This is a genomic window from Xanthomonas campestris pv. asclepiadis, assembly GCF_020784175.1.
In the GTDB taxonomy this organism is placed as follows: Bacteria; Pseudomonadota; Gammaproteobacteria; order Xanthomonadales; family Xanthomonadaceae; genus Xanthomonas; species Xanthomonas campestris_D.
In genome coordinates, this window is sequence record NZ_JAJGQM010000003.1 from 118882 (window position 1) to 140384 (window position 21503).

19 protein-coding genes are annotated in these 21503 nt (G+C 64.0%); 9 read left to right on the forward strand and 10 right to left on the reverse strand.

What is annotated here, in order from left to right; translation table 11 throughout:
• Positions 1–176 precede the first annotated feature (176 nt).
• The 5 genes from LL972_RS02490 to LL972_RS02510 form a co-directional block, all read right to left on the reverse strand.
• Positions 177–893, reverse strand: coding sequence for a TorF family putative porin (locus LL972_RS02490; RefSeq protein WP_228326263.1), 717 nt, complete (start codon positions 891–893; stop codon positions 177–179).
• A gap of 300 nt (positions 894–1193) precedes the next feature.
• Positions 1194–2225: a sulfate/molybdate ABC transporter ATP-binding protein gene (locus tag LL972_RS02495; RefSeq protein WP_228326264.1), complete on the reverse strand. Its 1032-nt coding sequence runs from the start codon at positions 2223–2225 to the stop codon at positions 1194–1196.
• Between the two features lie 7 nt (positions 2226–2232).
• Complete coding sequence (cysW, locus tag LL972_RS02500) at positions 2233–3186, reverse strand: sulfate ABC transporter permease subunit CysW (RefSeq protein ID WP_228326265.1); 954 nt, start codon at positions 3184–3186, stop codon at positions 2233–2235.
• The gene (gene cysT / locus LL972_RS02505; protein WP_119129705.1) at positions 3183–4043 is read right to left on the reverse strand and encodes a sulfate ABC transporter permease subunit CysT; all 861 of its coding nucleotides are present in this window, start codon (positions 4041–4043) and stop codon (positions 3183–3185) included. The genes cysW and cysT overlap by 4 nt, the downstream gene beginning before the upstream one ends.
• Before the next feature lie 3 nt (positions 4044–4046).
• Positions 4047–5156, reverse strand: a complete 1110-nt coding sequence (locus tag LL972_RS02510; RefSeq protein ID WP_228326266.1) for a sulfate ABC transporter substrate-binding protein — start codon at positions 5154–5156, stop codon at positions 4047–4049.
• 89 nt (positions 5157–5245) lie between these two features.
• Between LL972_RS02510 and kbl the strand changes: the two genes are divergently transcribed.
• Positions 5246–6454 carry a glycine C-acetyltransferase gene (kbl, locus tag LL972_RS02515; RefSeq protein WP_228326267.1) on the forward strand — a complete coding sequence of 403 codons (1209 nt, stop codon included), beginning with the start codon at positions 5246–5248 and terminating at the stop codon, positions 6452–6454.
• On the forward strand, positions 6454–6843 hold the full coding sequence (locus LL972_RS02520; protein ID WP_228326268.1) for an HNH endonuclease: 390 nt from the start codon (positions 6454–6456) through the stop codon (positions 6841–6843). Before kbl ends, LL972_RS02520 begins: the two co-directional genes overlap by 1 nt.
• On the opposite strand, the gene LL972_RS02525 is transcribed toward LL972_RS02520, so the two are convergent.
• The 3 genes from LL972_RS02525 to LL972_RS02535 all read right to left on the reverse strand — a co-directional run bounded on the left by LL972_RS02525 (position 6797) and on the right by LL972_RS02535 (position 9472).
• Entirely contained in the window at positions 6797–7648 is an 852-nt protein-coding gene (locus tag LL972_RS02525; protein ID WP_228326269.1) for a pseudouridine synthase, read from the reverse strand. The genes LL972_RS02520 and LL972_RS02525 overlap by 47 nt on opposite strands.
• A gap of 19 nt (positions 7649–7667) precedes the next feature.
• Positions 7668–8183 (reverse strand): hypothetical protein, encoded by a 516-nt coding sequence (locus tag LL972_RS02530; protein ID WP_024938551.1) that lies wholly within the window; start codon positions 8181–8183, stop codon positions 7668–7670.
• A 191-nt stretch (positions 8184–8374) separates the two neighbouring features.
• On the reverse strand, positions 8375–9472 hold the full coding sequence (locus LL972_RS02535) for an OmpA family protein (RefSeq protein WP_104532906.1): 1098 nt from the start codon (positions 9470–9472) through the stop codon (positions 8375–8377).
• Between the two features lie 416 nt (positions 9473–9888).
• On the opposite strand from LL972_RS02535, the gene LL972_RS02540 reads away from it, so the two are divergent.
• The 5 genes from LL972_RS02540 to LL972_RS02560 all read left to right on the forward strand — a co-directional run bounded on the left by LL972_RS02540 (position 9889) and on the right by LL972_RS02560 (position 17158).
• Positions 9889–10911 carry a zinc-binding alcohol dehydrogenase family protein gene (locus LL972_RS02540; RefSeq protein ID WP_228326270.1) on the forward strand — a complete coding sequence of 341 codons (1023 nt, stop codon included), beginning with the start codon at positions 9889–9891 and terminating at the stop codon, positions 10909–10911.
• A 554-nt stretch (positions 10912–11465) separates the two neighbouring features.
• Positions 11466–13505: an NADPH-dependent 2,4-dienoyl-CoA reductase gene (locus tag LL972_RS02545; protein ID WP_228326271.1), complete on the forward strand. Its 2040-nt coding sequence runs from the start codon at positions 11466–11468 to the stop codon at positions 13503–13505.
• A gap of 107 nt (positions 13506–13612) precedes the next feature.
• Complete coding sequence (locus tag LL972_RS02550) at positions 13613–14926, forward strand: MFS transporter (RefSeq protein WP_228326272.1); 1314 nt, start codon at positions 13613–13615, stop codon at positions 14924–14926.
• Positions 14927–16018: 1092 nt separating this feature from the next.
• Positions 16019–16480 carry a cell wall hydrolase gene (locus LL972_RS02555; protein WP_228326273.1) on the forward strand — a complete coding sequence of 154 codons (462 nt, stop codon included), beginning with the start codon at positions 16019–16021 and terminating at the stop codon, positions 16478–16480.
• A gap of 63 nt (positions 16481–16543) precedes the next feature.
• Positions 16544–17158, forward strand: coding sequence for a glutathione S-transferase family protein (locus tag LL972_RS02560; RefSeq protein ID WP_228326274.1), 615 nt, complete (start codon positions 16544–16546; stop codon positions 17156–17158).
• A 188-nt stretch (positions 17159–17346) separates the two neighbouring features.
• Here LL972_RS02560 and LL972_RS02565 read toward each other — a convergent pair whose 3' ends face one another.
• Positions 17347–18333 carry a malate dehydrogenase gene (locus LL972_RS02565; protein ID WP_024938556.1) on the reverse strand — a complete coding sequence of 329 codons (987 nt, stop codon included), beginning with the start codon at positions 18331–18333 and terminating at the stop codon, positions 17347–17349.
• 117 nt (positions 18334–18450) lie between these two features.
• Positions 18451–18945, reverse strand: a complete 495-nt coding sequence (locus tag LL972_RS02570) for a peptidylprolyl isomerase (protein ID WP_228326275.1) — start codon at positions 18943–18945, stop codon at positions 18451–18453.
• A 218-nt stretch (positions 18946–19163) separates the two neighbouring features.
• On the opposite strand from LL972_RS02570, the gene typA reads away from it, so the two are divergent.
• Both typA and LL972_RS02580 read left to right on the forward strand, forming a co-directional pair.
• Entirely contained in the window at positions 19164–20993 is a 1830-nt protein-coding gene (gene typA, locus LL972_RS02575) for a translational GTPase TypA (RefSeq protein WP_104532911.1), read from the forward strand.
• Positions 20994–21014: 21 nt separating this feature from the next.
• A complete protein-coding gene (locus LL972_RS02580; RefSeq protein WP_228326276.1) occupies positions 21015–21485 on the forward strand; it encodes a DUF2127 domain-containing protein in 471 nt (156 codons plus the stop codon).
• The last annotated feature ends 18 nt before the right edge of the window (positions 21486–21503 follow it).

Genomic DNA, 21503 nt, shown 5'->3' on the forward strand with positions numbered 1-21503 from the left:
AGCCGCTCTGCATCTGCAAGTGATCCATCCGCACTTTGCAATCACTCAAAGACAAAACAAACGAGATTTGAGTCTTGGGGTCTTTCAACTTCAGGCACCTAGAAGCCCGGGCATCAATTCTTGCCGCCTCATCACCACACAGCCAAGTCGTCAAAGCCGATGTTTGGCGATTGCCCTCACGGCCAGGTGACCGTGGCAGTCGCCACCAGATGGTTTTGCGAATTCTGCCGGCCGAAGCCGAATTCCGCCGCTTCGCTGGTGTCGTAATAGCCCACGCTCAAGCCCAGCGGACCGAACGCCTTGCCGACATTCACGCCGAAGTCGTTGTAGTCGTGATCCACCTGACTCAGCGAGGAGGTATAGACGCTGTGCCCCGCATGCGCGCCGAAGGTGAAATCGTAGGGCAGCGACCAGTTGGCATCCAGCGCGTAGTAGTAGCCATCGGTCTTGGTGCCGTAGAGATCGTTGGTGTAGGCAACGGTGAGGCTATAGGTTTTCAGGAACGTGGTCTTGGTGATCAACTCGGCGTAATTGGACGCACCCGCTCCCAGATACTGGTAGCGATTGACCATCACATCGAAATTGAAATTGTTGCCCAGATCGGTGTTGTAGCCGACAAAACCATCCACTTCCCAATCCGGATCGCCGGCACCGTAGTCGACGTTGGACGTCCAGGTGCCGATGTACAGGCCGAACGGCGTCGTGTAAGTGAGTCCGGCCTGGAAAGCGGGATCCTCATTGGTCTGCGAAATACCGCGGAACAGGTAGTCGCTGGTCACCGCAAAGGTACCGGTGAACGGCGAGGCGGGCGCCTCCTCATCCTGGGCCTGAGCCAACGGCGCGACACCAAGCAGCAGCAACGACAGACAACACGCGAGCGAGGACGGCTTCATGGACATCTCCTGGAACGATGGGCGGTCGGATTGCGCAAGGCGGGGCTGCCATGCCTTATTAGTCCAACTGTCACCGCAGCGCAACATACAGGTGGCGCTCGCTTGACCCGGCGCACAAGCTGAGCGCCGATGACGCTGGTCGAATTTCTGTCTCATCGACCCGCTGCGCGGAATCTTGATGGGCCGGGAGTGGAGCTTGGGGATTAGGGATTCGCAACAGCAATGCGCACCGCTGCCGACCGCTAATTCCAATTCCCTATTCCCGATTCACCATTCCCGGCTGGCGCCAGCCAGCCCAAATCAGACCGGAAACACACCGTAATGCCGCGCTGCCAGCCGCAGCTGCTGCCCAGGCTGGAAGCTCCCCGCCGATGCCGGCAGTTCCACTTCCACCTCGTTGCCTGCCGGCTCGAGCGTCGCACGCAGCCGCAGACGCGCCCCGCTGCGCTGCGACCAGGCTACCGTGGCCGGCCAACCGGCATCGTCCGGCACCAGATCTTCCGGCCGCACGTAGACTTCTACCGGGCCGGCCGCCAACGCGGCATTGGCTGCCGGCAAGGCATGTCCGGCGACCTGGATCTGGCCTTGCGCCAGCACGCCGGGAATGCGGTTCACCGCGCCCACGAACGAATACACGAACGGCGAGGCCGGCTTGTCGTAGATCATCGCCGGCGTGTCGAGCTGCTCGATACGGCCACGATTGAGGATCGCCACCCGGTCGGCCAGCTCCAGCGCCTCTTCCTGATCGTGAGTGACGAATACCGTGGTCAGGCCGGTACGTTCATGCAGCTCGCGCAGCCAGCGGCGCAGGTCGCGGCGCACCTGCGCATCCAGCGCACCGAATGGCTCGTCCAGCAGCAGTACGCGCGGCTCGATCGCCAATGCACGCGCCAAGGCCACACGCTGACGCTGACCGCCGGACAGCTGGGTGGGATAGCGTCGCTCGAGGCCCTGCAACTGCACCAGCGCCAGCAGCTCTTCCACGCGTGCGCGGATACGCGCTTCGGCCCAACGCTCGTTACCGCGCCGCACCCGCAGGCCGAAGGCGATGTTCTCGAACACGTCCATATGCTTGAACAACGCGTAGTGCTGGAACACGAAACCGACCCGGCGCGACTGCACGCTCATGCGGGTGGCGTCTTCGTCGCCGAACAGCACCTGCCCGCCATCGGCATGCTCCAGCCCGGCCATGATCCGCAGCAAGGTGGTCTTGCCCGAACCGGACGGCCCCAGCAAGGCCAGCAGCTCGCCCTGACGCACGTCCAGGGTGATGTCGTCCAGCGCGGTGAACGTATCGAACTGCTTGCGCAGGCGGTGGATGCGGATGCCCATGTTCACCTCAATGTCGGTGGTTGGCGGCGAGCGAATCGCCGTGCCGCCATTCCAGGTACGTCTTCAGCGCCAGCGTCAGCAGCGCCGTCAATGCCAGCAACGAGGCACACGCAAACGCGGCGCTGTAGGCGTATTCGTTGTAGAGAATTTCCACGTGCAGGGGCAGCGTGTTGGTGCGCCCGCGGATATGCCCGGACACTACCGACACCGCACCGAATTCGCCCATCGCGCGCGCCGCGCACAGCAACACGCCATACATCAGGCCCCAGCGGATGTTGGGCAGGGTCACCCGCCAGAACATCTGCCAACCATTCGCGCCCAGGCTCAGTGCGGCCAGCTCCTCATCGCTGCCCTGCTGCTCCATCAACGGCATCAGCTCGCGCGCGATGAACGGGAAAGTGACGAAGGTCGTTGCCAGCACGATGCCGGGCAACGCAAACACGATGCGCGGCAGCTGGATCAGCATCTCACCAAGAAACGGCAGCTGTAGCCGCCAGCCTTCGTCGATCAACGGCCACGCCCATCCGCTGCGGCCGAAGATCAGCACGAAGATCAGACCAGCCACCACCGGCGATACCGAAAACGGCAGGTCGATCAGGCTGATCAGCAAGCGCTTGCCGGGGAACTGATGCTTGCTGACAGCCCACGCTGCCGCCACGCCGAACACCAGATTCAGCGGCAGCACGATGGCAGTGACGATCAGGGTCAGCTTGATCGCCGACAGCGCATCCGGGTCGACGATCGCACGCAGGAAGGTCTCCCAGCCGCCCCGCAGCGCCTCGGCGAACACCAGCACCAGCGGCAGCAGCAGAAACGCCAGCAGGAACAGCAGCGCACCCACAATCATCAGCCACTGCACCCAACGCGGCTCGTTGGTGGCCGAGTCGGTGATACGGCGCGCCTGTTCGGTCATCTGGCCGGTCTGCACCATGGCGGGCAGCGGCGAGACAGCATCGTTCATGCAGTCCTCCGTTGATAGCGCAGCAGGCGTGCCTGCAGCGTATTGACCACCAGCAGGATCACGAACGACAGCAGCAGCATCGCTGCGGCAATCGCGGTGGCGCCGGCGTAGTCGAATTCCTCCAGCCGGATAGTGATCAGCAACGGCGCGATCTCGGTGGAATTGGGCAGGTTGCCGGCGATGAAGATCACCGAACCGTACTCACCCACGCCGCGCGCAAAGGCAAGCGCGAACCCGGTCAGCACCGCCGGCCAAAGTCCCGGCAGCACCACCCGCCACACGGTCTGCCAGCGCGATGCGCCCAAAGTGGCAGCGGCCGCTTCCAGTTCGCGCTCGCTTTCGGCCAGCACCGGCTGCACCACCCGCACCACGAACGGCAACCCCACGAACACCAGCGCCAGCACGATGCCCAGCTGGGTGTAGGCCACCTTGATGCCGACCGCTTCCAGCCAGCGCCCGACCCAGCCGTTGCCGCCGTACAAGGCGGTCAGCGCGATGCCGGCCACCGCGGTCGGCAGCGCGAACGGCAGGTCGATCACCGCATCGAACAGGCGCTTGCCAGGGAAGTTGTAGCGCACGAACACCCAGGCCACCCAGGTGCCCATCACCGCATTGAAGGCGCCGGCCGCAAACGCGGTGCCGAAGCTCACCCGCAACGCCGACAGCACGCGCGGCTCGCTCCATACCCGCCACAGGCCGTCCCAGCCCAATCCGCTGGTCTTGATGAAGATGCCCAGCAGCGGGATCAGCACGATCAGTCCCAGCCAGGTCAGGGTGATTCCAAGACTCAAGCCCAGCCCCGGCATTACGCGTCGGCGCGGTGCCGGCGCTGGGTGGGGTGCAACCGACATCTGCATCGCCTACTTTTTTGCCTGGATCTGGTCGAACACGCCACCGTCGGCAAAGTGTTCCTGCTGCGCCTTGTCCCACGACCCGAATGCGTCCTGGATGGTCACCAGCTTGATGTCCGGGAACCGTGCCAGGTCGGCAGGGTCGGCAGGGTCGGCAAATTCCGGGTGGCGTGGGCGATAGAAATGCTTGGCCGCCAGCTTCTGCCCTTCCGGCGCATACAGGTAGCGCAGATACGCCTCGGCCACATCGCGGGTGCCGTGCTTGTCGACGTTCTTGTCGACCAGCGCCACCGACGGCTCGGCCAGGATCGACAGCTTCGGCACCACGATCTCGAACTTGTCCTTGCCCAGCTCTTCGCGCGCCAGCAGCGCCTCGTTTTCCCAGGCCAGCAGCACATCGCCGATGCCACGCTGCACGAACGTGGTGGTGGCGCCGCGCGCGCCGGTATCGAGCACCGGCACGTTGCGGAACAACGCCTGCATGTAGCGCATGATGCGCTCGCGGTCGCCCTTGAAGATATGGTCGGCGTAGGCCCAGGCAGCCAGATAGTTCCAGCGCGCGCCACCGGAGGTCTTGGGGTTTGGCGTCACCACCGCCACGCCGGAGCGCAACAGGTCCGGCCAGTCATGGATATTCTTCGGGTTGCCCTTGCGCACCAGGAACACGATGGTCGAGGTGTACGGCGCGCTGTTGTCGGGCAGGCGCTTTTCCCAGTCGCTGTCGATCAGCTTGGCCTTTTCGGCGATCGCATCGACGTCATAGGCCAGCGCCAGCGTCACCACGTCGGCTTCGATGCCATCGATCACCGCGCGCGCCTGTTTGCCGGAGCCGCCGTGCGAGGTTTCCACCGTGACGGTGTCCTGCGGATGCTGCTGCTTCCACTGCGCGGCAAAGGCGCTGTTGTAGTCCCGGTAGAACTCGCGAGTGGGGTCGTAACTGACATTGAGCAGGCCGATATCGCGCGCGCCTGCCGGGCCGGCCAGGACCAGCAGGCTGCACAACACGGTCGATACAAGACGGAAGCGGGGGTGGGTCACAGCAATCTCCAAACCGTTGGGGCGCAGCTGAACAGCAAGCATGCCATGCTGCGCAGCGGTATGCAGGCGGTGAAATGACATCAAGGCCGCACCTTATGCCGATTTTGCATGACGTAGTGGTATGCCACCGTGATCGTTAAAATCATGCGTCTCTTGCCACTGCGACCGCCATGACCAACGCTCCCGCTGCGCTGACTGCCCATTACGCCGCCGAACTGGACACCATCCAGTCCCAGGGCCTGTTCAAGTCCGAGCGCATCATTACCGGCCCGCAGTCAGCACGGATCACCCTGGCCGATGGCCGCAGCGTGCTCAACTTCTGCGCCAATAACTATCTGGGTCTGGCCGACCACCCGGACATCATCCAGGCCGCCAAGGATGCACTGGACACGCACGGCTTCGGCATGGCCTCAGTGCGCTTCATCTGCGGTACCCAGGACCTGCACAAGCAGCTCGAGCGCACCATCGCCGACTTCTTCGGTACCGAGGACACCATCCTCTACGCGGCCTGTTTCGATGCCAACGGCGGCCTGTTCGAACCGCTGCTCGGCGAAGCGGACGCGATCATTTCCGACGCGCTCAACCACGCCTCCATCATCGACGGCGTGCGCCTGTGCAAGGCCAAGCGCTTCCGCTACGCCAACTGCGACATGGCCGATCTGGAAGCGCAGCTGCAGGCCGCCGATGCGGCCGGCTGCAAGACCAAGCTGATCACCAGCGACGGCGTGTTCTCGATGGACGGCTTCATCGCCCCGCTCGACGAGATCACCGCCCTCGCCCGCAAATACAACGCGCTGGTGCATATCGACGAATGCCATGCCACCGGCTTTCTCGGCGCCACCGGCCGCGGCTCGGCCGAGGTCAAGGGCGTGCTGGACCGGATCGACATCATCACCGGCACGCTGGGCAAGGCGATGGGCGGTGCGTTGGGCGGCTTCACCACCGCCAGGCGCGAAGTCATCGAACTGCTGCGCCAGCGCTCGCGCCCGTATCTGTTCTCCAACTCGCTGCCGCCGCATGTGGTGGCCGCCGGCATCAAGGCCTTCGAGATGCTGGAAGCCGCTGGCGAGCTGCGCACGCAACTGGTCGACAACACCCGCTATTTCCGCGAGCGCATGACCGCCGCCGGCTTCGACCTCAAGCCCGGCGTGCATCCGATCAGCCCGGTGATGCTCTACGACGCACCGCTGGCGCAGAAGTTCGCCGAGCGGCTGCTGGAAGAAGGCATCTACGCAATCGGCTTCTTCTTCCCGGTGGTGCCCAAGGGGCAGGCGCGCATCCGCACCCAGATCAGTGCCGCGCACACCCGCGCGCAGCTGGATCAGGCGATCGATGCGTTCATCAAGATCGGCCGCGAACTCGACGTCATCAAGGACTGATGCGCACGGTACTGCGCCAACGGCTGCTGCTGGCGGCGCAGACCGATACCCACGCGCAACTGTCGGACGGCAACTGGGAAACCCGCTGCCTGCATTGTCGTCGGCGCCTGCAGCTGCGCGCCGATGGCGAACCGCTCGGGCACACCACGCTGGAACACGTGGTACCGCAGGCCTGGTTTGGCCGTCGCGCGGCAGCGGCCCTGTGCTTGCTGGTCGGCGACGATCCGAATGCGGCGCGCAATCTCGCCCTGGCCTGTGCCAGCTGCAATCACGCCAAGGGTCGCCGCCACGATGCCAACGGCGCCGGCGACGCACGTGCTTTTGAAGTCGTCAGCGCCTTGCTCAGCGCGCGTCTGGCGCGCTGGCGGGAGCCGCCGTCAGCGCCCTGACTTCCTCGGCGCTGAGCATGCGCCACGCACCCTTGCCCAACTCACCCATCGCCAGCGCGCCGATCGCCACCCGCACCAGCCGCAGCACGCCGATCTCCACCGCCGCTAGCAAGCGGCGTATCTGCCGATTGCGGCCTTCGTCCAGCACGATCTCCAGCCACGCATTGCGCTCGCCTTCGCGCAGCACCCCAACGTGCTTGGCACGCAGCAGCGCACCATCGCCATCAGGATCGGGATCGACCACACCGGCCTGCAGCTGCGCCAGTTGCGCAGCGCTCGGGCGGCAATCGATCTGCACGTGATAGGTCTTGTCCGGACCGGTCGCAGGATCGGTCAGCGCCGCCGCCCATTGCGGGTCGTTACTGAAGAGCAGCAGCCCTTCGCTGGCCTTGTCCAATCGCCCGACCGGCGCGATCCACGGCAATCCGGCACCATCGAAGCAGCGATACACCGTGTCCCTGCCCTGCTCGTCGCGTGCGGTGGTGACCACGCCGCGCGGCTTGTTGAGCATCAGATAGCAACGTGCCGGGCCGGCCAATGGCTGTCCGTCGACACGGATGGTGGAGTGCTGATCGGCACGGATCGGATATTCCGGGTCGTGGACCACACGCGCAGCCACGCTGACCCGCCCTGCGGCGATCCAGCGCGCCGCTTCGGTACGCGAACACACGCCCAGTTTGGACAGCACGCGCGCCAGCCCGTGGCGTGGCGCGCTGGTCGCCGTGGTCATGCCGGAGGCGCGTGACGCGCCCGCCGGACCACGCGTGCGCTGCCGGGACGTTGCCGGCGGAAGCCGCCGGGTCATGCCGTCCCGACCGTGCCGCTTACTTGTTTTCGACCGACTTGGCGTCGGCCGCAGGCGTTGCAGTTGCCGCAGCGGCCGGAGCCGGCGCAGCCACCGGACGTGCCTTGACCACACGCACACCGCGCGCCTTCATCCAGGCATCGAATTCTTCGGCAGTCATACGCTTGCCGTTCTGGCTCATGTCAAAGCGCCACGGCGTGTTGTCGAACGCGGTGGTGGCCTTGTAGGCGGCCGGATCGTTCGGATTGACGGTGCCGCCGGGCGGAATGACCTTGGCCAGATCCTGGCAGCCTTCCACGCGCAGACGCAGCAACACGCGGTCCACCGACTGCTCGGTCGTGTAGGGCTGTGCCAGCACGCCGGTGGGCATGCCCAGCTGCACGCTACGGGTGTAGAACTCGGCGGCCGCCGGCGCAATGACGGTGGCGGGCAACGGCAGCGGCTGGGACACCGTGCTGCCGGCGCAGTTCGGAGCGGCGTAGGCGGCGGGAATCAAGGCGAGACAGAGCAATCCAGCCGTAGCGGTACGCAGCATCGGGTTCTTCCAATTATGAGTGTGGTGTTGACGCGGCGAGTGTAGGCAGCGATGAACGCTGTTTCAACCGGAAGCGTGCCTGGATGGCAACACAGACAGGATTTGTACCGCACAGGCGCACGTTTTGCGGTTCCCACAAAGACAAAACCCGGCACAAGGCCGGGTTTTGTATGCAACAGCTAGCAGTCCAATTAGTTCTGGACGTTCAGCTCGGTACGACGGTTCTTCGCACGGCCTTCCGGATTGTCGGAACCATCCGGGTTGGCGTTCGGAGCAATCGGACGGCTCTCGCCGTAGCCGATCGGACCAACCAGACGCGACGCATCAACGCCGTTCTTGGTCAGATAGTCGTACACGGTGGTCGCACGACGCTCGGACAGCTTCTGGTTGTACGCGTCGGTACCCTTCGAGTCGGTGTGACCAGCAACCTCAACCTTCAGGTCGGGGTAACGCTTCAGGATCTCGGTCGCTTCGCTCAGGATCGAGACGGCGTCCGGACGCAGGGTCGACTTGTTGAAGTCGAAGTTCACGCCCTTCAGATCGATCGACACAGGCACCGGGCAACCGTCCGGACCGATGGTCTGGCCAGGCTGCGAAGCCGGGCACTTGTCGTCGCAGTTGTTGACGCCGTCACCGTCGTCATCCAGGTCTGCGCAGCTCGGAGCAACCGGAGCCGGAGCCGGCGGCGGAGCGGTCGACGGAGCCGGTCCCAACGGGATCACGACGCCGACCGAAGCCAGCACGTCGCCGAACCAGTCTTCCTGCGGAGCAGCAACGCTCTGGTCGTTGAAGTCAGCGCGGTAGGCCAACTCGGCACGCACGGCGACGCGCTTGTCGAAGGTGGTCTGCAGACCGACACCAGCCTTGGCGGCAAAGTTGCCGTCCTTCTGCTGGCCCGGCGAAACCGGGTTCGGGGTCGCGTCGAATTCTTCTTCCGAACGCTGGTAGCCCAGACCGAACAGCAGGTAGGGGTTCCAGCCCCGGCCTTCCTGGATGAAGTGGCGACGCAGGTCGAACGAGATGCCGTACTGGCTCCAGTTCTGATCCTGGTTGGCATCGAAGTTCGGGTTCTGATAGTTCAGCTCGCCGTCGATCGACCAGTTCGGACTAACGAACTTGCCCAGACCCAGGGTGACGAACGGAGCGTCATTGGTCAGACGATCGCTGTCCTGGAAGTTGAAGCCAGCGCTACCGGTCAGGTACCAACGGTCATCGAACTCCTGCGCGGAAGCAGCCTGGGCAACCGCCAGACCGCCGAGCAACGCGGCAGTGAGAATTTTCTTGTTCATGTGTATACAGCTCCTTCTTTGGGAGATAAAACCGATAGAGGCGTTGTTCTTGGTAAAGATGCTCGTCACATCCAGAGCCATCGGGGCGCAGATTAAGCCGGCCTTAGTGAAGATCGCGTTAACGGTCATATAACATGTGAAAGCAATCACCAGGGCCCGCGATCCCTTTCAATACTACGTATACAGTTTCATGAAGGGAAGGACCGGGCACTCAGTTTGCACATCCCGCCTGCATGAATCGCAGCCCAATTAAGCCAGTTGAATACGGTAGCGCATCGAGCCTGTCGGCCAGTTGCGCAATGATGCGAAAACCACATTGGTGAACGCCAGGCCCCGTCCGAGCTGAATTGTGGGGCCGGTGGTTGCAGCGCGACGGCTTCACAACGCACCCTGAACTCCCCACATGGAGCGACCCGATGAAAGCTGTCGTCATCACCCGCCACCTTCCAATCGACGATCCCGCCGCACTGCTTGACATGGAACTTCCGGCCCCGTCGGCCCCTTCGGGGTATGACTTATTGGTGCGTGTCGAGGCGATCTCGGTCAATCCGGTCGACACCAAGGTGCGCGCACCCAAGCCGCAGCCGCTGGATGCGCCAAAGATCCTGGGCTACGACGCGGCCGGCGTCGTCGAAGAGGTAGGCCCCGAGGTCACCGCGTTCGCAGTCGGCGACGAGGTGTATTACGCGGGCGACATCGGCCGACCGGGCAGCAATGCGCAATACCAATTGGTCGATGCGCGCATCGCCGGCTGCAAGCCCACCTCGCTCAGCTTCGCCCAGGCCGCGGCCCTGCCGCTGACCACGTTGACCGCCTGGGAGCTGCTGTTCCAGCGCATGCCGTTCTCTTTCGACGGCGCGCGCAATCGCGGCAAGCACGTGTTGATCATCGGTGGCGCGGGCGGCGTGGGCTCGATCGCGATCCAGCTGGCGCGGCATGCCGGCTTCAGCGTGATCGCCACCGCCTCGCGGCCGGAGACCATCGAATGGGTGCGACAGATGGGCGCCCAGCATGTGATCGACCATCACCAGCCGCTGCAGCCGCAGTTGCAGGCCTTGGGAATGCAGAGCGTGGACGCCGCGCTCAACCTGGCCGACACCGACCGCTACTGGGAGCAACTGGGCGAGATCCTGGCACCGCAGGGGCATGTGGGCCTGATCGTGGAGCCGCGCGGCCCGCTGTCGATCGGCGACCCCTACAAAGCCAAGTGCATCGGCATCCACTGGGAACTGATGTTCACCCGCGCCCGCTACGCAACCGAGGACATGGTCGAGCAGCACCGCATCCTCAACCGCGCCGCCAGCCTGATCGATGCGGGCGAGTTGCGCACCACGCATACCGAAACGCTGTCGCCGATCAATGCGCAGCACCTGCGCGAGGCGCATCGACGCCTGGAAAGCGGCAGCACGATCGGCAAGCTGGTGCTGGCGGGTTGGTGATCGGCATTAGTGCTTGAGTTCGGCTGCTGCGTAGTACACGGGCCTGCTGGCTTCCAGATAAGAAGGCAGCAAGGCCACAGCGCGCGCACTCGAGTCAGCGGCAATGCGGGACTGGCATCTGGATCGCGCGGGCAGCGTTGTTGCTGCGTCCGCGCAATTACAGCCATGTGAGTTGCAATGCATGCAAGGCGATCTGGTCCGCGGCAGCGCGTGGATGGATCGGCCTTGTCCTATAGAGAGTCGCCATTGCGGCTACGGCGGCAGCGTGACGCTTGGGATGCAGCTGCTCGGCGAGAGCCGCTGATCAGGAAGCCCGCGAGCGCCAGATCGAACGCCAGATATCCGAAACGGTTTCATCCAGTATCTTTTTGCGCAACTGGATCGTACTAATGAAGTGCCGTGCGCCCGGCCGGTGCGCGGCCCGCTGCGGAAACCATCCGCCCTGCCCCGCCGCAGTCTCAAACTGCCGACAGCACCGGCCGCGCGCGTCAAGACTTGCCGCCACGCCCGTTTGCCTGCATCGTGCGCACTCCGTACGCCAGCGTATCCACACCATGTCGCCCGCCACCGGCCCGTCCGTCTCGTCCTACCCGCACCTGTTCGCACCGCTCGATCTGGGCTTCACGCAACTGCGCAACCGCGTCCTGATGGGCTCGATGCACACCGGCCTGGAAGACCGGGCGCGCGATTTCCCCAAATTGGCCGCGTATTTCGCCGAGCGCGCTGCCGGCGGGGTCGGCTTGATCGTCACCGGTGGTTTTTCGCCGAACGTGGTGGGCTGGCTCAAGCCGTTTGGTGGCAAGTTGTCGTGGCCGTGGGAGGTGCGCCCGCATCGTCAGGTCACCCAGGCGGTGCATGCGCACGGCGCCAAGATCTGCCTGCAGCTGCTGCATGCCGGGCGCTATGCCTATCACCCGCTGTCGGTGGCGCCGTCCAGACTCAAGGCGCCGATCAACCCGTTCACTCCGCGCGCGCTATCGGCACGTGCGGTGGATCGGCAGATCGCAGCCTATGCGCGTGCGGCGCGGCTGGCGCGCGACGCCGGCTACGATGGCGTGGAGGTGATGGGGTCGGAAGGCTACCTGATCAATGAATTCACCGCCGCGCGCACCAACCAGCGCAGCGATGCCTGGGGTGGCGATGCGGTGAAACGCATGCGCTTTGCGGTGGAGATCGTGCAACGCATCCGCGAAGCCTGCGGGCCGGACTTCATCATCATCTACCGGCTGTCGCTGGTGGATCTGGTCGACGGCGGCAACCAGTGGCAGGACATCCTGACCCAGGCGCAGGCGATCGAAGCGGCAGGCGCGACCATCATCAATTCCGGCATCGGTTGGCACGAGGCACGCATTCCGACCATCGCCACGTCGGTCCCGCGCGCGGCATTCGTCGGTGTGACCGCCAAGCTCAAGCCGCACCTGCGTATTCCGGTGGTGGCGACCAACCGCATCAACATGCCGGACGTGGCCGAGCGCATCCTTGCCAACGGCGCGGCCGATATGGTGTCGCTGGCGCGACCGCTGCTGGCCGATCCGCAGTGGGCGAACAAGGCCCGCGCCGGCCAGTCGCAGGCCATCAATACCTGCATCGCCTGCAATCAGGCCTGCCTGGATCATGTGTTCGACAACAAGCTGGCGAGCTGCCTGGTCAACCCACGCGCGGCGCACGAAACCGAACTGATCTACGCACCGACCCCTGACCCCAAGCACATTGCGGTGGTCGGTGCCGGCCCGGCCGGTCTGGCGTGCGCGACGGTAGCGGCCGAGCGCGGACACCACGTCACCTTGTTCGATGCAGGCGATGCAATCGGTGGGCAATTCAATGTCGCCAGGCGCATCCCGGGCAAGGAAGAATTTAACGAGACGCTGCGCTACTTCGGCCACCGCATCGACGCGACCGGGGTGCAGTTGCGTCTGAATACCCGCGTACAAGCGGCCGATCTGAAGGACTTTGACGAGATCGTGCTGGCCACCGGCATCGAGCCGCGCAAGGTGGACTTCCCCGGCGCCGATCACCCAATGGTCGTGAGCTATCTCGACGTGGTGCTGGGCCGTCATGTGGCTGCCGACAAGGTCGCGATCATCGGGGCCGGCGGGATCGGATTCGATGTGGGCGAATTTCTCGTGCACACAGGGCCATCGCCGTCGCTGGACCCGGCACGCTGGATGGCCGAATGGGGCGTGGACCCCAGCTTCGAGACCCCTGGCGCATTGGCCAGGCCGCAGCCCGAGCGCCCTGCCCGCCAGGTCTGGCTGCTGCAGCGCAGCCCCGGCAAACCCGGCGCGCGCCTGGGCAAGACCACCGGCTGGATCCACCGTGCCACGCTCAAGGCCAAGGGCGTCAAGATGCTTGGCGGTGTGGAATATCTTGGCGTGGACGACGCCGGCCTGCGGATCCGCGTGGAAGGTACCGAGCAACTGCTCGATGTCGGCACGGTGGTGATCTGCGCCGGGCAGGAACCGCGCCGCGACTTGCTTGCCGCGCTGCAGGCGGACGGCCGGCAGCCGCATCTGATCGGCGGTGCGGATGTCGCCGCCGAACTGGATGCCAAGCGTGCGATCAATCAGGCCTGCCGATTGGCGGCGACGTTGTAACGCGCGTTTGCGCAAGGCGCTAGAGGCCACAGCAACGCGAACGCCGCTGGTCGGCGCGGCGCCGGTGAATTCTTTTCCCTGTCGCGCAGCTCGGCTATAAACCGGACATGCCCTCCCACCTCACTGCACCGCTGCCCCTCATCCTGCCACCGGCAGCATTGCGGGCCTACGTTGCTGCGCATTTCGGTAAAAGCCTGCTGTGGTACACCGGCGAGTTGCTGCTGATTTTTGCGTTGACCGAATACGTTGGATTGAGCGCGGTGGCCGCCGGGGCGTCGGTCGCCGGCGGATTGGTGGTCAGTGCAGGGATGGGCATGTTCGCAGCGCGACGCTGGAGTGCCGGCGTCAGCCTGGCCTGGGCCGGGCGTTCGCAATGGCGCGGCATTCGGTTGGCAGCAGTCGCCCTGGCGCTGGTCTTCGTGACGCCAGCGCTTCCTGCCGGTGTCAGGCTGATCAGCGTATTGCTGCTCAGCCTGCCTTTCCACGCTGCCTATGCAGTCGGCGACATCGCACAGAACACCTTGTTGGGATTGGGCCACTGGCCCTGGCGCGGCGCGCGGGGCGTCAGTGCGCTGCGCCTGATCGGTAGCGGGCTGGCCGCGTTAGTGGTCAGCGCAGCGATCGGCCTGGTCCTGAAGGCCGGCACGCATGCCGCCGCATCGACGGCGTTGATGGTCGTCGTGCTGGTCAGCAGCATCGCACTGCTGTCGGCATGGTGGTTACGCAACACACTGCAACCTTACGCGCACGCAGCTGTCGCCGCTCCGTCGCTGCTAGCTGGGTCGAATTGGAAGCGCGATCAGCTGCTGCCCGTGGCGGTCATCGCCGCACTGGCGTTGGCATTGCCGACGTTCACCAAATTGGCACCGTATCTGGCGCAGTCGCGCATCGGCTCGGCCGGATGGGGCAGCGCGGTATTGATTGCATACGCGTTGGGCAGCGTCTTCATCCAGCCTTTGGCAGCGCGCTGGCCGACCATGGCGATGCGTCGACTAGGCTTGAGTGGAGCCGCATTGTCCGGACTGGGATTGATCTTCGCCCTCGCCACGTCTCGACATTCCGTGCTGGATGCCGGCCTGGCCTTCGGCATGGGTCTGGCGGCAGGGAGTGCCGGGCAATGGGTCTGGGCACGCCATGCAGAACTTTCCTCGCGCCATGGCCCCGCACAACAGGCCCGCGAATCTGCCGCACTCACCGCAACAGCCCAACTCGCGCTGGCAGCCGGCAGTGGCTTGATCGGACTGCTGCTGGGCGCATCCGACTATCACCATGGACACGATGCGCACCTGGCATGGGCGATGGCCTTGGGGCCGATGCTCTGTGGCGTGTCATGCGTGCTGATCGCCTGGATCGGCAGCGCGTTTGCAATGCATAAAAAACGCAGACCTGTTGCAGCAGCGCTGCCATCACGTCAGACCTGAAATCTCGATCTGGCTACAACGATTTTAACGCGTACGAATGAGGTGTGTGCTGACTGTAATCGCGGTCGTCGGCAATCGCCATGCATGTCTGCATGAAATTATTTCGCACCATGTCGAACTTGATGCGTGTGATTCAACCCACCTCATACGTTCGAACATACACCGTGCGAATGGACAAAAGCATCAGCGTGCGTGCGATGCAATCGTCACACGGCCAACGCAGATGCGCCACTGATAGCGTCGACAGAATCATGATCGATAACTTCGCGATCTCGGCTGCATCTCTTCGTGCAGCCACTATTCTTACAGCCGCTACAAGCCATCTAAAACGGCACTGTCTCACTTGTGCGTAATGCAGATGCAAGCTTGGCGAGCAACTTGGTGATGCGATGCGACAGCAAATAGCGTCATGACGCTTTGTGGAGACTCACCTACATCAATTTGCATCGAGCATATCAATTTGCATCGAGCAATCGACTGCCTCCTCCAGTGTCCAGAGAGTGCGACGCCGGGTTCTACGACGCACAGGCAAGCGCTCAATGCACGGCTCCCGTAGCAGCAAACATCGCACACTGAGATTCCTTCCTGCACTCTGCCTTCGCATCTCGATGTATCGCTGCTGCGGCAAAATGCCAGCGCACAAGCACATCTCGCAGTGACGATGATGTGTAGTACAGACTGCAAATGGCGCTGCATGCGTAGCCTACGTCCAACGCGTTGCGCATCTCCAACAACCGCGCTGACGCGCGACATCGCAAGCACACAGTGCCGCTATCCATTGCAATAACCGCTGTCGCCACTGCGATGCGACGCATCAACACATGCATCGTATTGTCGCCATCAAGCGAAGCCCTAGATGCAGCAAGCAATCACACGCGTCAACCCCGCCTATTCAGCCGCGATTCTGTGATCGACGCCTACCTTGCGCCAACTTTTTGACCCACCGCATTTGGTGGGCACCTCCGGTAGATCTTCTTTCGCCGGAGACCGGGCGACCCGTGGCAGGTCGCCTCCCCATGACGCCAAGCCCTCTGTACTGGTGCATCCACCTTGGATGCTCTGCGGATCGGCCCATACGGAGCAAGGAGTTATATGAAACTGGTTTGGATACTTTGGCTGTCGCAGTTGTTGCCGCAGCCGGCTGCAGATTCGTTGTGCTTGAGCACCACCGTGTACCTGGAAGCGCGTGATCAGACCTTGCGCGGCCAGCAAGCCGTTGCGGAAGTTGCGTTGCGTCGGCTGGACAGCGGTTTGTGGGGCGACTCCATGTGTCAGGTGGTCACTGCACGCAAGCAGTTCGCGCCCACCATCGTGGCTCCGGGAACGCAGCTGAAAAACGACGATGCCTGGAACAAGGCGCTGGATGTGGCACTGGCTGCAGAGCGCAACTGGGCGCTGCCGGTGGGTCAACGCAAGGAAATCGTGCCGGGCGCCAGTCACTTTGCCGCAAGCGCGATCGCAAGCCCGAGCTGGCGTAATGCCTATCAGGTGGCCATCATCGGCGACCACACGTTCTATCGCGTACAGAAGCTGCGCCCGCGCACCGCCTCCTGACGCTGCCCACGCACTCACGCGTTGCCGCTAAGCTTGCGTCTTCGTTCTTGTGCGGAAATTCTCATGAAGCTGTACACCAAGCCGGGCGCGTGTTCGCTGGCAGATCACATCGTACTGCGCTGGTCGGGGCTGCCCTTCGATCTGGAGGTGGTCGACGCCGCCACGATGAAGTCCCCCGAGTATCTGCGCCTCAACCCGGCCGGTGCCGTGCCGCTGCTGCTCGTCGACGACTGGGCACTGACCCAGAACGCCGCCATCCTCAACTACATCGCCGACATCGCGCCGCTCACCGGCCTGTCCGGCGATGGCACCGCGCGCAGCCGTGCGGAGATCAATCGCTGGATCGCCTTCGCCAATGCGGATGTGCATCCGGCCTTCAAGCCGATCTTCGGTAGCACCGCCTATCTGCAGGACGACGCGCTGATCGCGCGCAGCCATGACGACGCACGCAGCAAGCTGCGCAGCTTGTACGAACGTGTCGACGCGCATCTGCAGGGGCGCAACTGGCTGGCAGGCGACACCCACACCGGCGCCGATGCGTACCTGTTCGTGACGCTGCGATGGGCGCAGAAGGCGGGCGTGGACCTGAGCGGCCTGAACGCAGTGGCTGCGTTCGTGCAGCGCATGCTGGACGATGCCGATGTGCAGGCCGCACTGCAGGCAGAAGGCCTGGCCTGAGCCGAGCGCATCGCGCAGTGTGATCACTGCAGCGGCAACGTGTATCGCATTGGCCTTGCACGATCGATGGGCGTGATTGCGCTTTCTCGCGCCACCGCCCACCGCATGTAACGCAACGCATCACCAAAGCGACACATAAAAAAACGCCGGGCAGTGCCCGGCGTTTTTATGTGCTGCGAAGCCGAAACTCAGCCCAGCAGATGCGACACGCCGCTGCGCTCTTCTTCCAGCTCGGCCAGGGTCTTGTCGATGTACTTCTGGCTGAAGTCGTCGATCGGCAGATCCTTGACCAGGGTGTACTCGCCGTTGGCGGTGGTCACCGGGAAGCCGAAGATCACGCCTTCCGGAATGCCGTAGGAGCCATCGGACGGCACGCCCATCGTCACCCACTTGCCGTTGCTGCCCAGCACCCAGTCACGCACGTGATCGATGGCGGCGTTGGCGGCCGACGCAGCCGAGGACAGGCCGCGCGCTTCGATGATCGCCGCGCCGCGCTTGCCCACGGTCGGGATGAAGGTGGACGCGTTCCATTCCTGGTCGTTGATCGCATCGCCGATGGACGCGCCATCGGCGGTGGCGAAACGGTAGTCCGGATACATGGTCGGGCTGTGGTTGCCCCACACCACCAGCTTCTCGATGCCGCCGACCGGCTTGCCGAGCTTCTGCGACAGCTGGCTGAGCGCACGGTTGTGGTCCAGACGCAGCATGGCGGTGAAGTTCTTCGGGTTCAGATCCGGCGCCGACTTCATCGCGATGTAGGCATTGGTATTGGCCGGATTGCCGACCACCAGCACCTTGACGTCACGCTTGGCGACCTTGTTCAACGCCGCGCCCTGCGCGGTGAAGATCTTGGCGTTCTCCAGCAGCAGGTCCTTGCGCTCCATGCCCGGGCCACGCGGACGCGCACCGACCAGCAGGGCGACGTCGATGTCCTTGAACGCCACTTCGGCGTCGTCGGTGCCGACCACGCCGGCCAGCAACGGGAATGCGCAGTCCTCCAGCTCCATGATCACGCCCTTGAGCGCGGCCTGGGCCTTTTCATTGGACAGTTCCAGCAATTGCAGGATCACCGGCTGATCCTTGCCCAGCATTTCGCCGGAGGCGATGCGGAACAGCAGGGCATAGCCGATCTGGCCGGCAGCGCCGGTCACGGCAACACGAACAGGTGCTTTCATGGGGAGTTTCCTCTGCTAAAAAACGTGGGTGGAGGTGCACGCTGGCGTGGCGCAAGGCCTGGCGGCGCGCAATGACAAACGAACGGCCGCACAGGGCGGCCGTTCGGGGGAAAGCCATCAGGCGGCGAGGATCTTGTTCCACTCCGCGACGCGGTCGGCCTTGGCGGCCAGAACGGCGTCGGTATCGCCTTCGATCGTCACCTTGTTGATCACATCTCCCTGGGCGACGGCATCGACCACGTCCAGGCCCTGGGTGACCTTGCCAAACACGGTGTGCTTGCCGTCCAGCCACGGGGTGGCGGTATGGGTGATGAAGAACTGGCTGCCATTGGTGTTGGGGCCGGCATTGGCCATGGACAGCACCCCGCGATCGTGGCCGACGCCGTTGTTGGCTTCATCCTCGAAACGGTAGCCCGGGCCGCCGCGGCCGGAGCCTTCCGGGCAGCCGCCCTGGATCATGAAGTCGGCGATGACGCGGTGGAAGCTCAGGCCGTTGTAGAAGCCGCGCTGGACCAGGTTGACGAAGTTGGCGACGGTCAGCGGGGCCTTGTCGGCGAACAGCTCGACCACGATCGGGCCGCGGATGGTGTCGAAATGGGCAATCAGGGACATGGAAATCCTTGCAGGTTTCAGGGTGTATGACAGCCCATTAGAATACACCCGGCCGTGCAGGCGACCGTGCAGGTTGGACCATCGTCGGGGGTGCCCCGGCAAGCTGAATGGGCGTTTTGGACTGCGTGGCGGCCGAACGCAACGGCACGGCAACGAAACCGCTATAATGTCGGGCTTACCTCATCTCAAGACTGGCGCCAGACAGGGGCCCTTTCCGCATGTCTATCGAAAAACTCCGCAATATCGCCATCGTCGCGCACGTTGACCATGGCAAGACCACCCTCGTCGACTGCCTGCTGAAGCAGTCCGGCACCCTGTCCGAACGCACCGTGCTGGCTGAGCGCGTGATGGACAGCAACGACCAGGAAAAGGAGCGTGGCATCACGATCCTGGCCAAGAACACGGCCATCACCTGGAACGGCAACCGCATCAACATCGTCGACACCCCGGGACACGCCGACTTCGGTGGCGAAGTCGAGCGCGTGCTGTCGATGGTGGATTCGGTGCTGATCCTGGTCGACGCGATGGACGGCCCGATGCCGCAGACCCGCTTCGTGACCCAGAAGGCGTTCGCGATGGGCTTCAAGCCGATCGTGGTGGTCAACAAGATCGACCGTCCCGGCGCACGCCCGGACTGGGTCATCGACCAGGTGTTCGACCTGTTCGACAAGCTCGGCGCAACCGACGAGCAGCTGGACTTCCCGATCGTCTACACCTCCGCATTGAACGGCTACGCCAGCCTGGATTCGAGCGTGCGCGACGGCGACATGACCCCGCTGTACGAAGCGATCATGCAGCATGTGTCGGCACCGGACGTGGATCCGGACGGCCCGTTCCAGATGCGCATCAGCCAGCTCGACTACAACAACTTCGTCGGCGTGATCGGCATCGGCCGCATCCAGCGCGGCGTGCTGAAGAAGAACATGCCGGTCAGCGTGGTCGACCGCGAAGGCAAGAAGCGTCAGGGCAAGGTGCTGCAGGTGCTGGGCTTTTTGGGTCTGGAGCGCATCGAGCAGGACACCGCCGAGGCCGGCGACATCGTGGCCATCTCCGGCGTCTCGGAGCTGACCATTTCAGACACCGTGTGCGCGCTCGACACCCCGGAAGCGCTGCCGGCACTGACCGTCGATGAGCCGACGATCTCGATGACCTTCCAGGTCAACAACTCGCCGTTCGCCGGCAACAAGGACCTGTCCGGCGGCAAGTTCCTGACCAGCCGCCAGCTGCGCGACCGTCTGGACCGCGAGAAGGTGCACAACGTGGCACTGAAGGTCGAGGAAGGTTCCGACGCCGACAAATTCCTGGTGTCCGGCCGTGGCGAACTGCATCTGTCGGTGCTGATCGAAAACATGCGTCGTGAAGGCTACGAGCTGGCCGTGTCGCGTCCGGAAGTGATCATCAAGGAGATCGACGGCAAGCAGATGGAGCCGATCGAACAGCTCGTGGTGGACATCGAAGAACAGCACCAGGGCGGCGTGATGGAAAAGCTGGGCAGCCGCAAGGGCCAGCTGAAGAACATGGAATCGGATGGCAAGGGCCGCGTTCGCCTGGATTACATGATCCCGGCGCGTGGTCTGATCGGCTTCCAGAACGAATTCCGCACCCTGACCCAGGGCTCGGGCCTGCTGTTCCACGTGTTTGACCATTACGGCCCGAAGGAACAGGGCGCGATCGCCAAGCGCCAGAACGGCGTGATGATTGCCAATGCTGCCGGCGCCACCCCTGCTTATGCGCTGGGGCCGTTGGAAGAGCGTGGCCGTCTGTTCGCTGCTGAAGGCGACAACGTGTACGAAGGTCAGCTGGTCGGTATCCACTCCAAGGACAACGATCTGACCGTCAACGCGATCAAGACCAAGCCGCTGACCAACATGCGCGCCTCGGGCAAGGACGATGCGATCAAGCTGACCCCGGCGATCAAGTACACGCTGGAGCAGGCACTGGACTTCATCGAGGACGACGAGCTGGTCGAAGTCACCCCGAAGGAAATCCGTCTGCGCAAGAAGGGCTTGACCGAAAGCGACCGCAAGCGCTCTGGCCGTTCGGGCTGAGTTGCTGACTCGCCCACAGTCGTGAGCAACACGCCCTACAGCCCGGATCCGCGCGCGCATCCGGGGCTGCACGCGATCGCCTTGCTAGAGGCGGTCAAGGGCGCGCTTGCGCTGTTGGCGGCGACGGGCCTGGAAATTCTGGGCCCGCTCCCGCTGCAGAACGCGGTCAGCACACTGATCCGCCGCTTCAGTCTGGATCCCGACCACGGCGCACTGCCGTCGCTGCTCAAGACCATCAGTCCCGACGCCGTCCATCTGGCCGCTGCCGCCATGCTGGCCTACGGCCTGCTGCACGTCGTGGAAGCCTGGGGTCTGTGGCGTGCCAAGGCCTGGGCGTCGCTGCTGGGCTGCCTGTCGGCGGCCATCTATCTGCCCTTCGATATCTACGCCATCGTCCGCCATCCCGGCTGGACCGCCTGGGGCGTGCTGGCAATCAATCTGATCGTGGTCGGCGTGCTGGCACGTGACCTGGTCAAGCGCCGACGTCGCTGACGCACCCTGCCCGTCTGC

What these genes read in the sequence shown, in the direction of transcription:
- cysW (WP_228326265.1), bottom strand. Translation starts at nt 3,186, where the DNA reads ATGAACGATGCTGTCTCGCCGCTGCCCGCCATGGTGCAGACCGGCCAG.
- LL972_RS02490 (WP_228326263.1), bottom strand. Translation starts at nt 893, where the DNA reads ATGAAGCCGTCCTCGCTCGCGTGTTGTCTGTCGTTGCTGCTGCTTGGT.
- cysT (WP_119129705.1), bottom strand. Translation starts at nt 4,043, where the DNA reads ATGCAGATGTCGGTTGCACCCCACCCAGCGCCGGCACCGCGCCGACGC.
- kbl (WP_228326267.1), top strand. Translation starts at nt 5,246, where the DNA reads ATGACCAACGCTCCCGCTGCGCTGACTGCCCATTACGCCGCCGAACTG.
- LL972_RS02540 (WP_228326270.1), top strand. Translation starts at nt 9,889, where the DNA reads ATGAAAGCTGTCGTCATCACCCGCCACCTTCCAATCGACGATCCCGCC.
- LL972_RS02495 (WP_228326264.1), bottom strand. Translation starts at nt 2,225, where the DNA reads ATGGGCATCCGCATCCACCGCCTGCGCAAGCAGTTCGATACGTTCACC.
- LL972_RS02520 (WP_228326268.1), top strand. Translation starts at nt 6,454, where the DNA reads ATGCGCACGGTACTGCGCCAACGGCTGCTGCTGGCGGCGCAGACCGAT.
- LL972_RS02555 (WP_228326273.1), top strand. Translation starts at nt 16,019, where the DNA reads ATGAAACTGGTTTGGATACTTTGGCTGTCGCAGTTGTTGCCGCAGCCG.
- LL972_RS02510 (WP_228326266.1), bottom strand. Translation starts at nt 5,156, where the DNA reads ATGTCATTTCACCGCCTGCATACCGCTGCGCAGCATGGCATGCTTGCT.
- typA (WP_104532911.1), top strand. Translation starts at nt 19,164, where the DNA reads ATGTCTATCGAAAAACTCCGCAATATCGCCATCGTCGCGCACGTTGAC.
- LL972_RS02525 (WP_228326269.1), bottom strand. Translation starts at nt 7,648, where the DNA reads ATGACCCGGCGGCTTCCGCCGGCAACGTCCCGGCAGCGCACGCGTGGT.
- LL972_RS02530 (WP_024938551.1), bottom strand. Translation starts at nt 8,183, where the DNA reads ATGCTGCGTACCGCTACGGCTGGATTGCTCTGTCTCGCCTTGATTCCC.
- LL972_RS02535 (WP_104532906.1), bottom strand. Translation starts at nt 9,472, where the DNA reads ATGAACAAGAAAATTCTCACTGCCGCGTTGCTCGGCGGTCTGGCGGTT.
- LL972_RS02565 (WP_024938556.1), bottom strand. Translation starts at nt 18,333, where the DNA reads ATGAAAGCACCTGTTCGTGTTGCCGTGACCGGCGCTGCCGGCCAGATC.
- LL972_RS02560 (WP_228326274.1), top strand. Translation starts at nt 16,544, where the DNA reads ATGAAGCTGTACACCAAGCCGGGCGCGTGTTCGCTGGCAGATCACATC.
- LL972_RS02545 (WP_228326271.1), top strand. Translation starts at nt 11,466, where the DNA reads ATGTCGCCCGCCACCGGCCCGTCCGTCTCGTCCTACCCGCACCTGTTC.
- LL972_RS02570 (WP_228326275.1), bottom strand. Translation starts at nt 18,945, where the DNA reads ATGTCCCTGATTGCCCATTTCGACACCATCCGCGGCCCGATCGTGGTC.
- LL972_RS02550 (WP_228326272.1), top strand. Translation starts at nt 13,613, where the DNA reads ATGCCCTCCCACCTCACTGCACCGCTGCCCCTCATCCTGCCACCGGCA.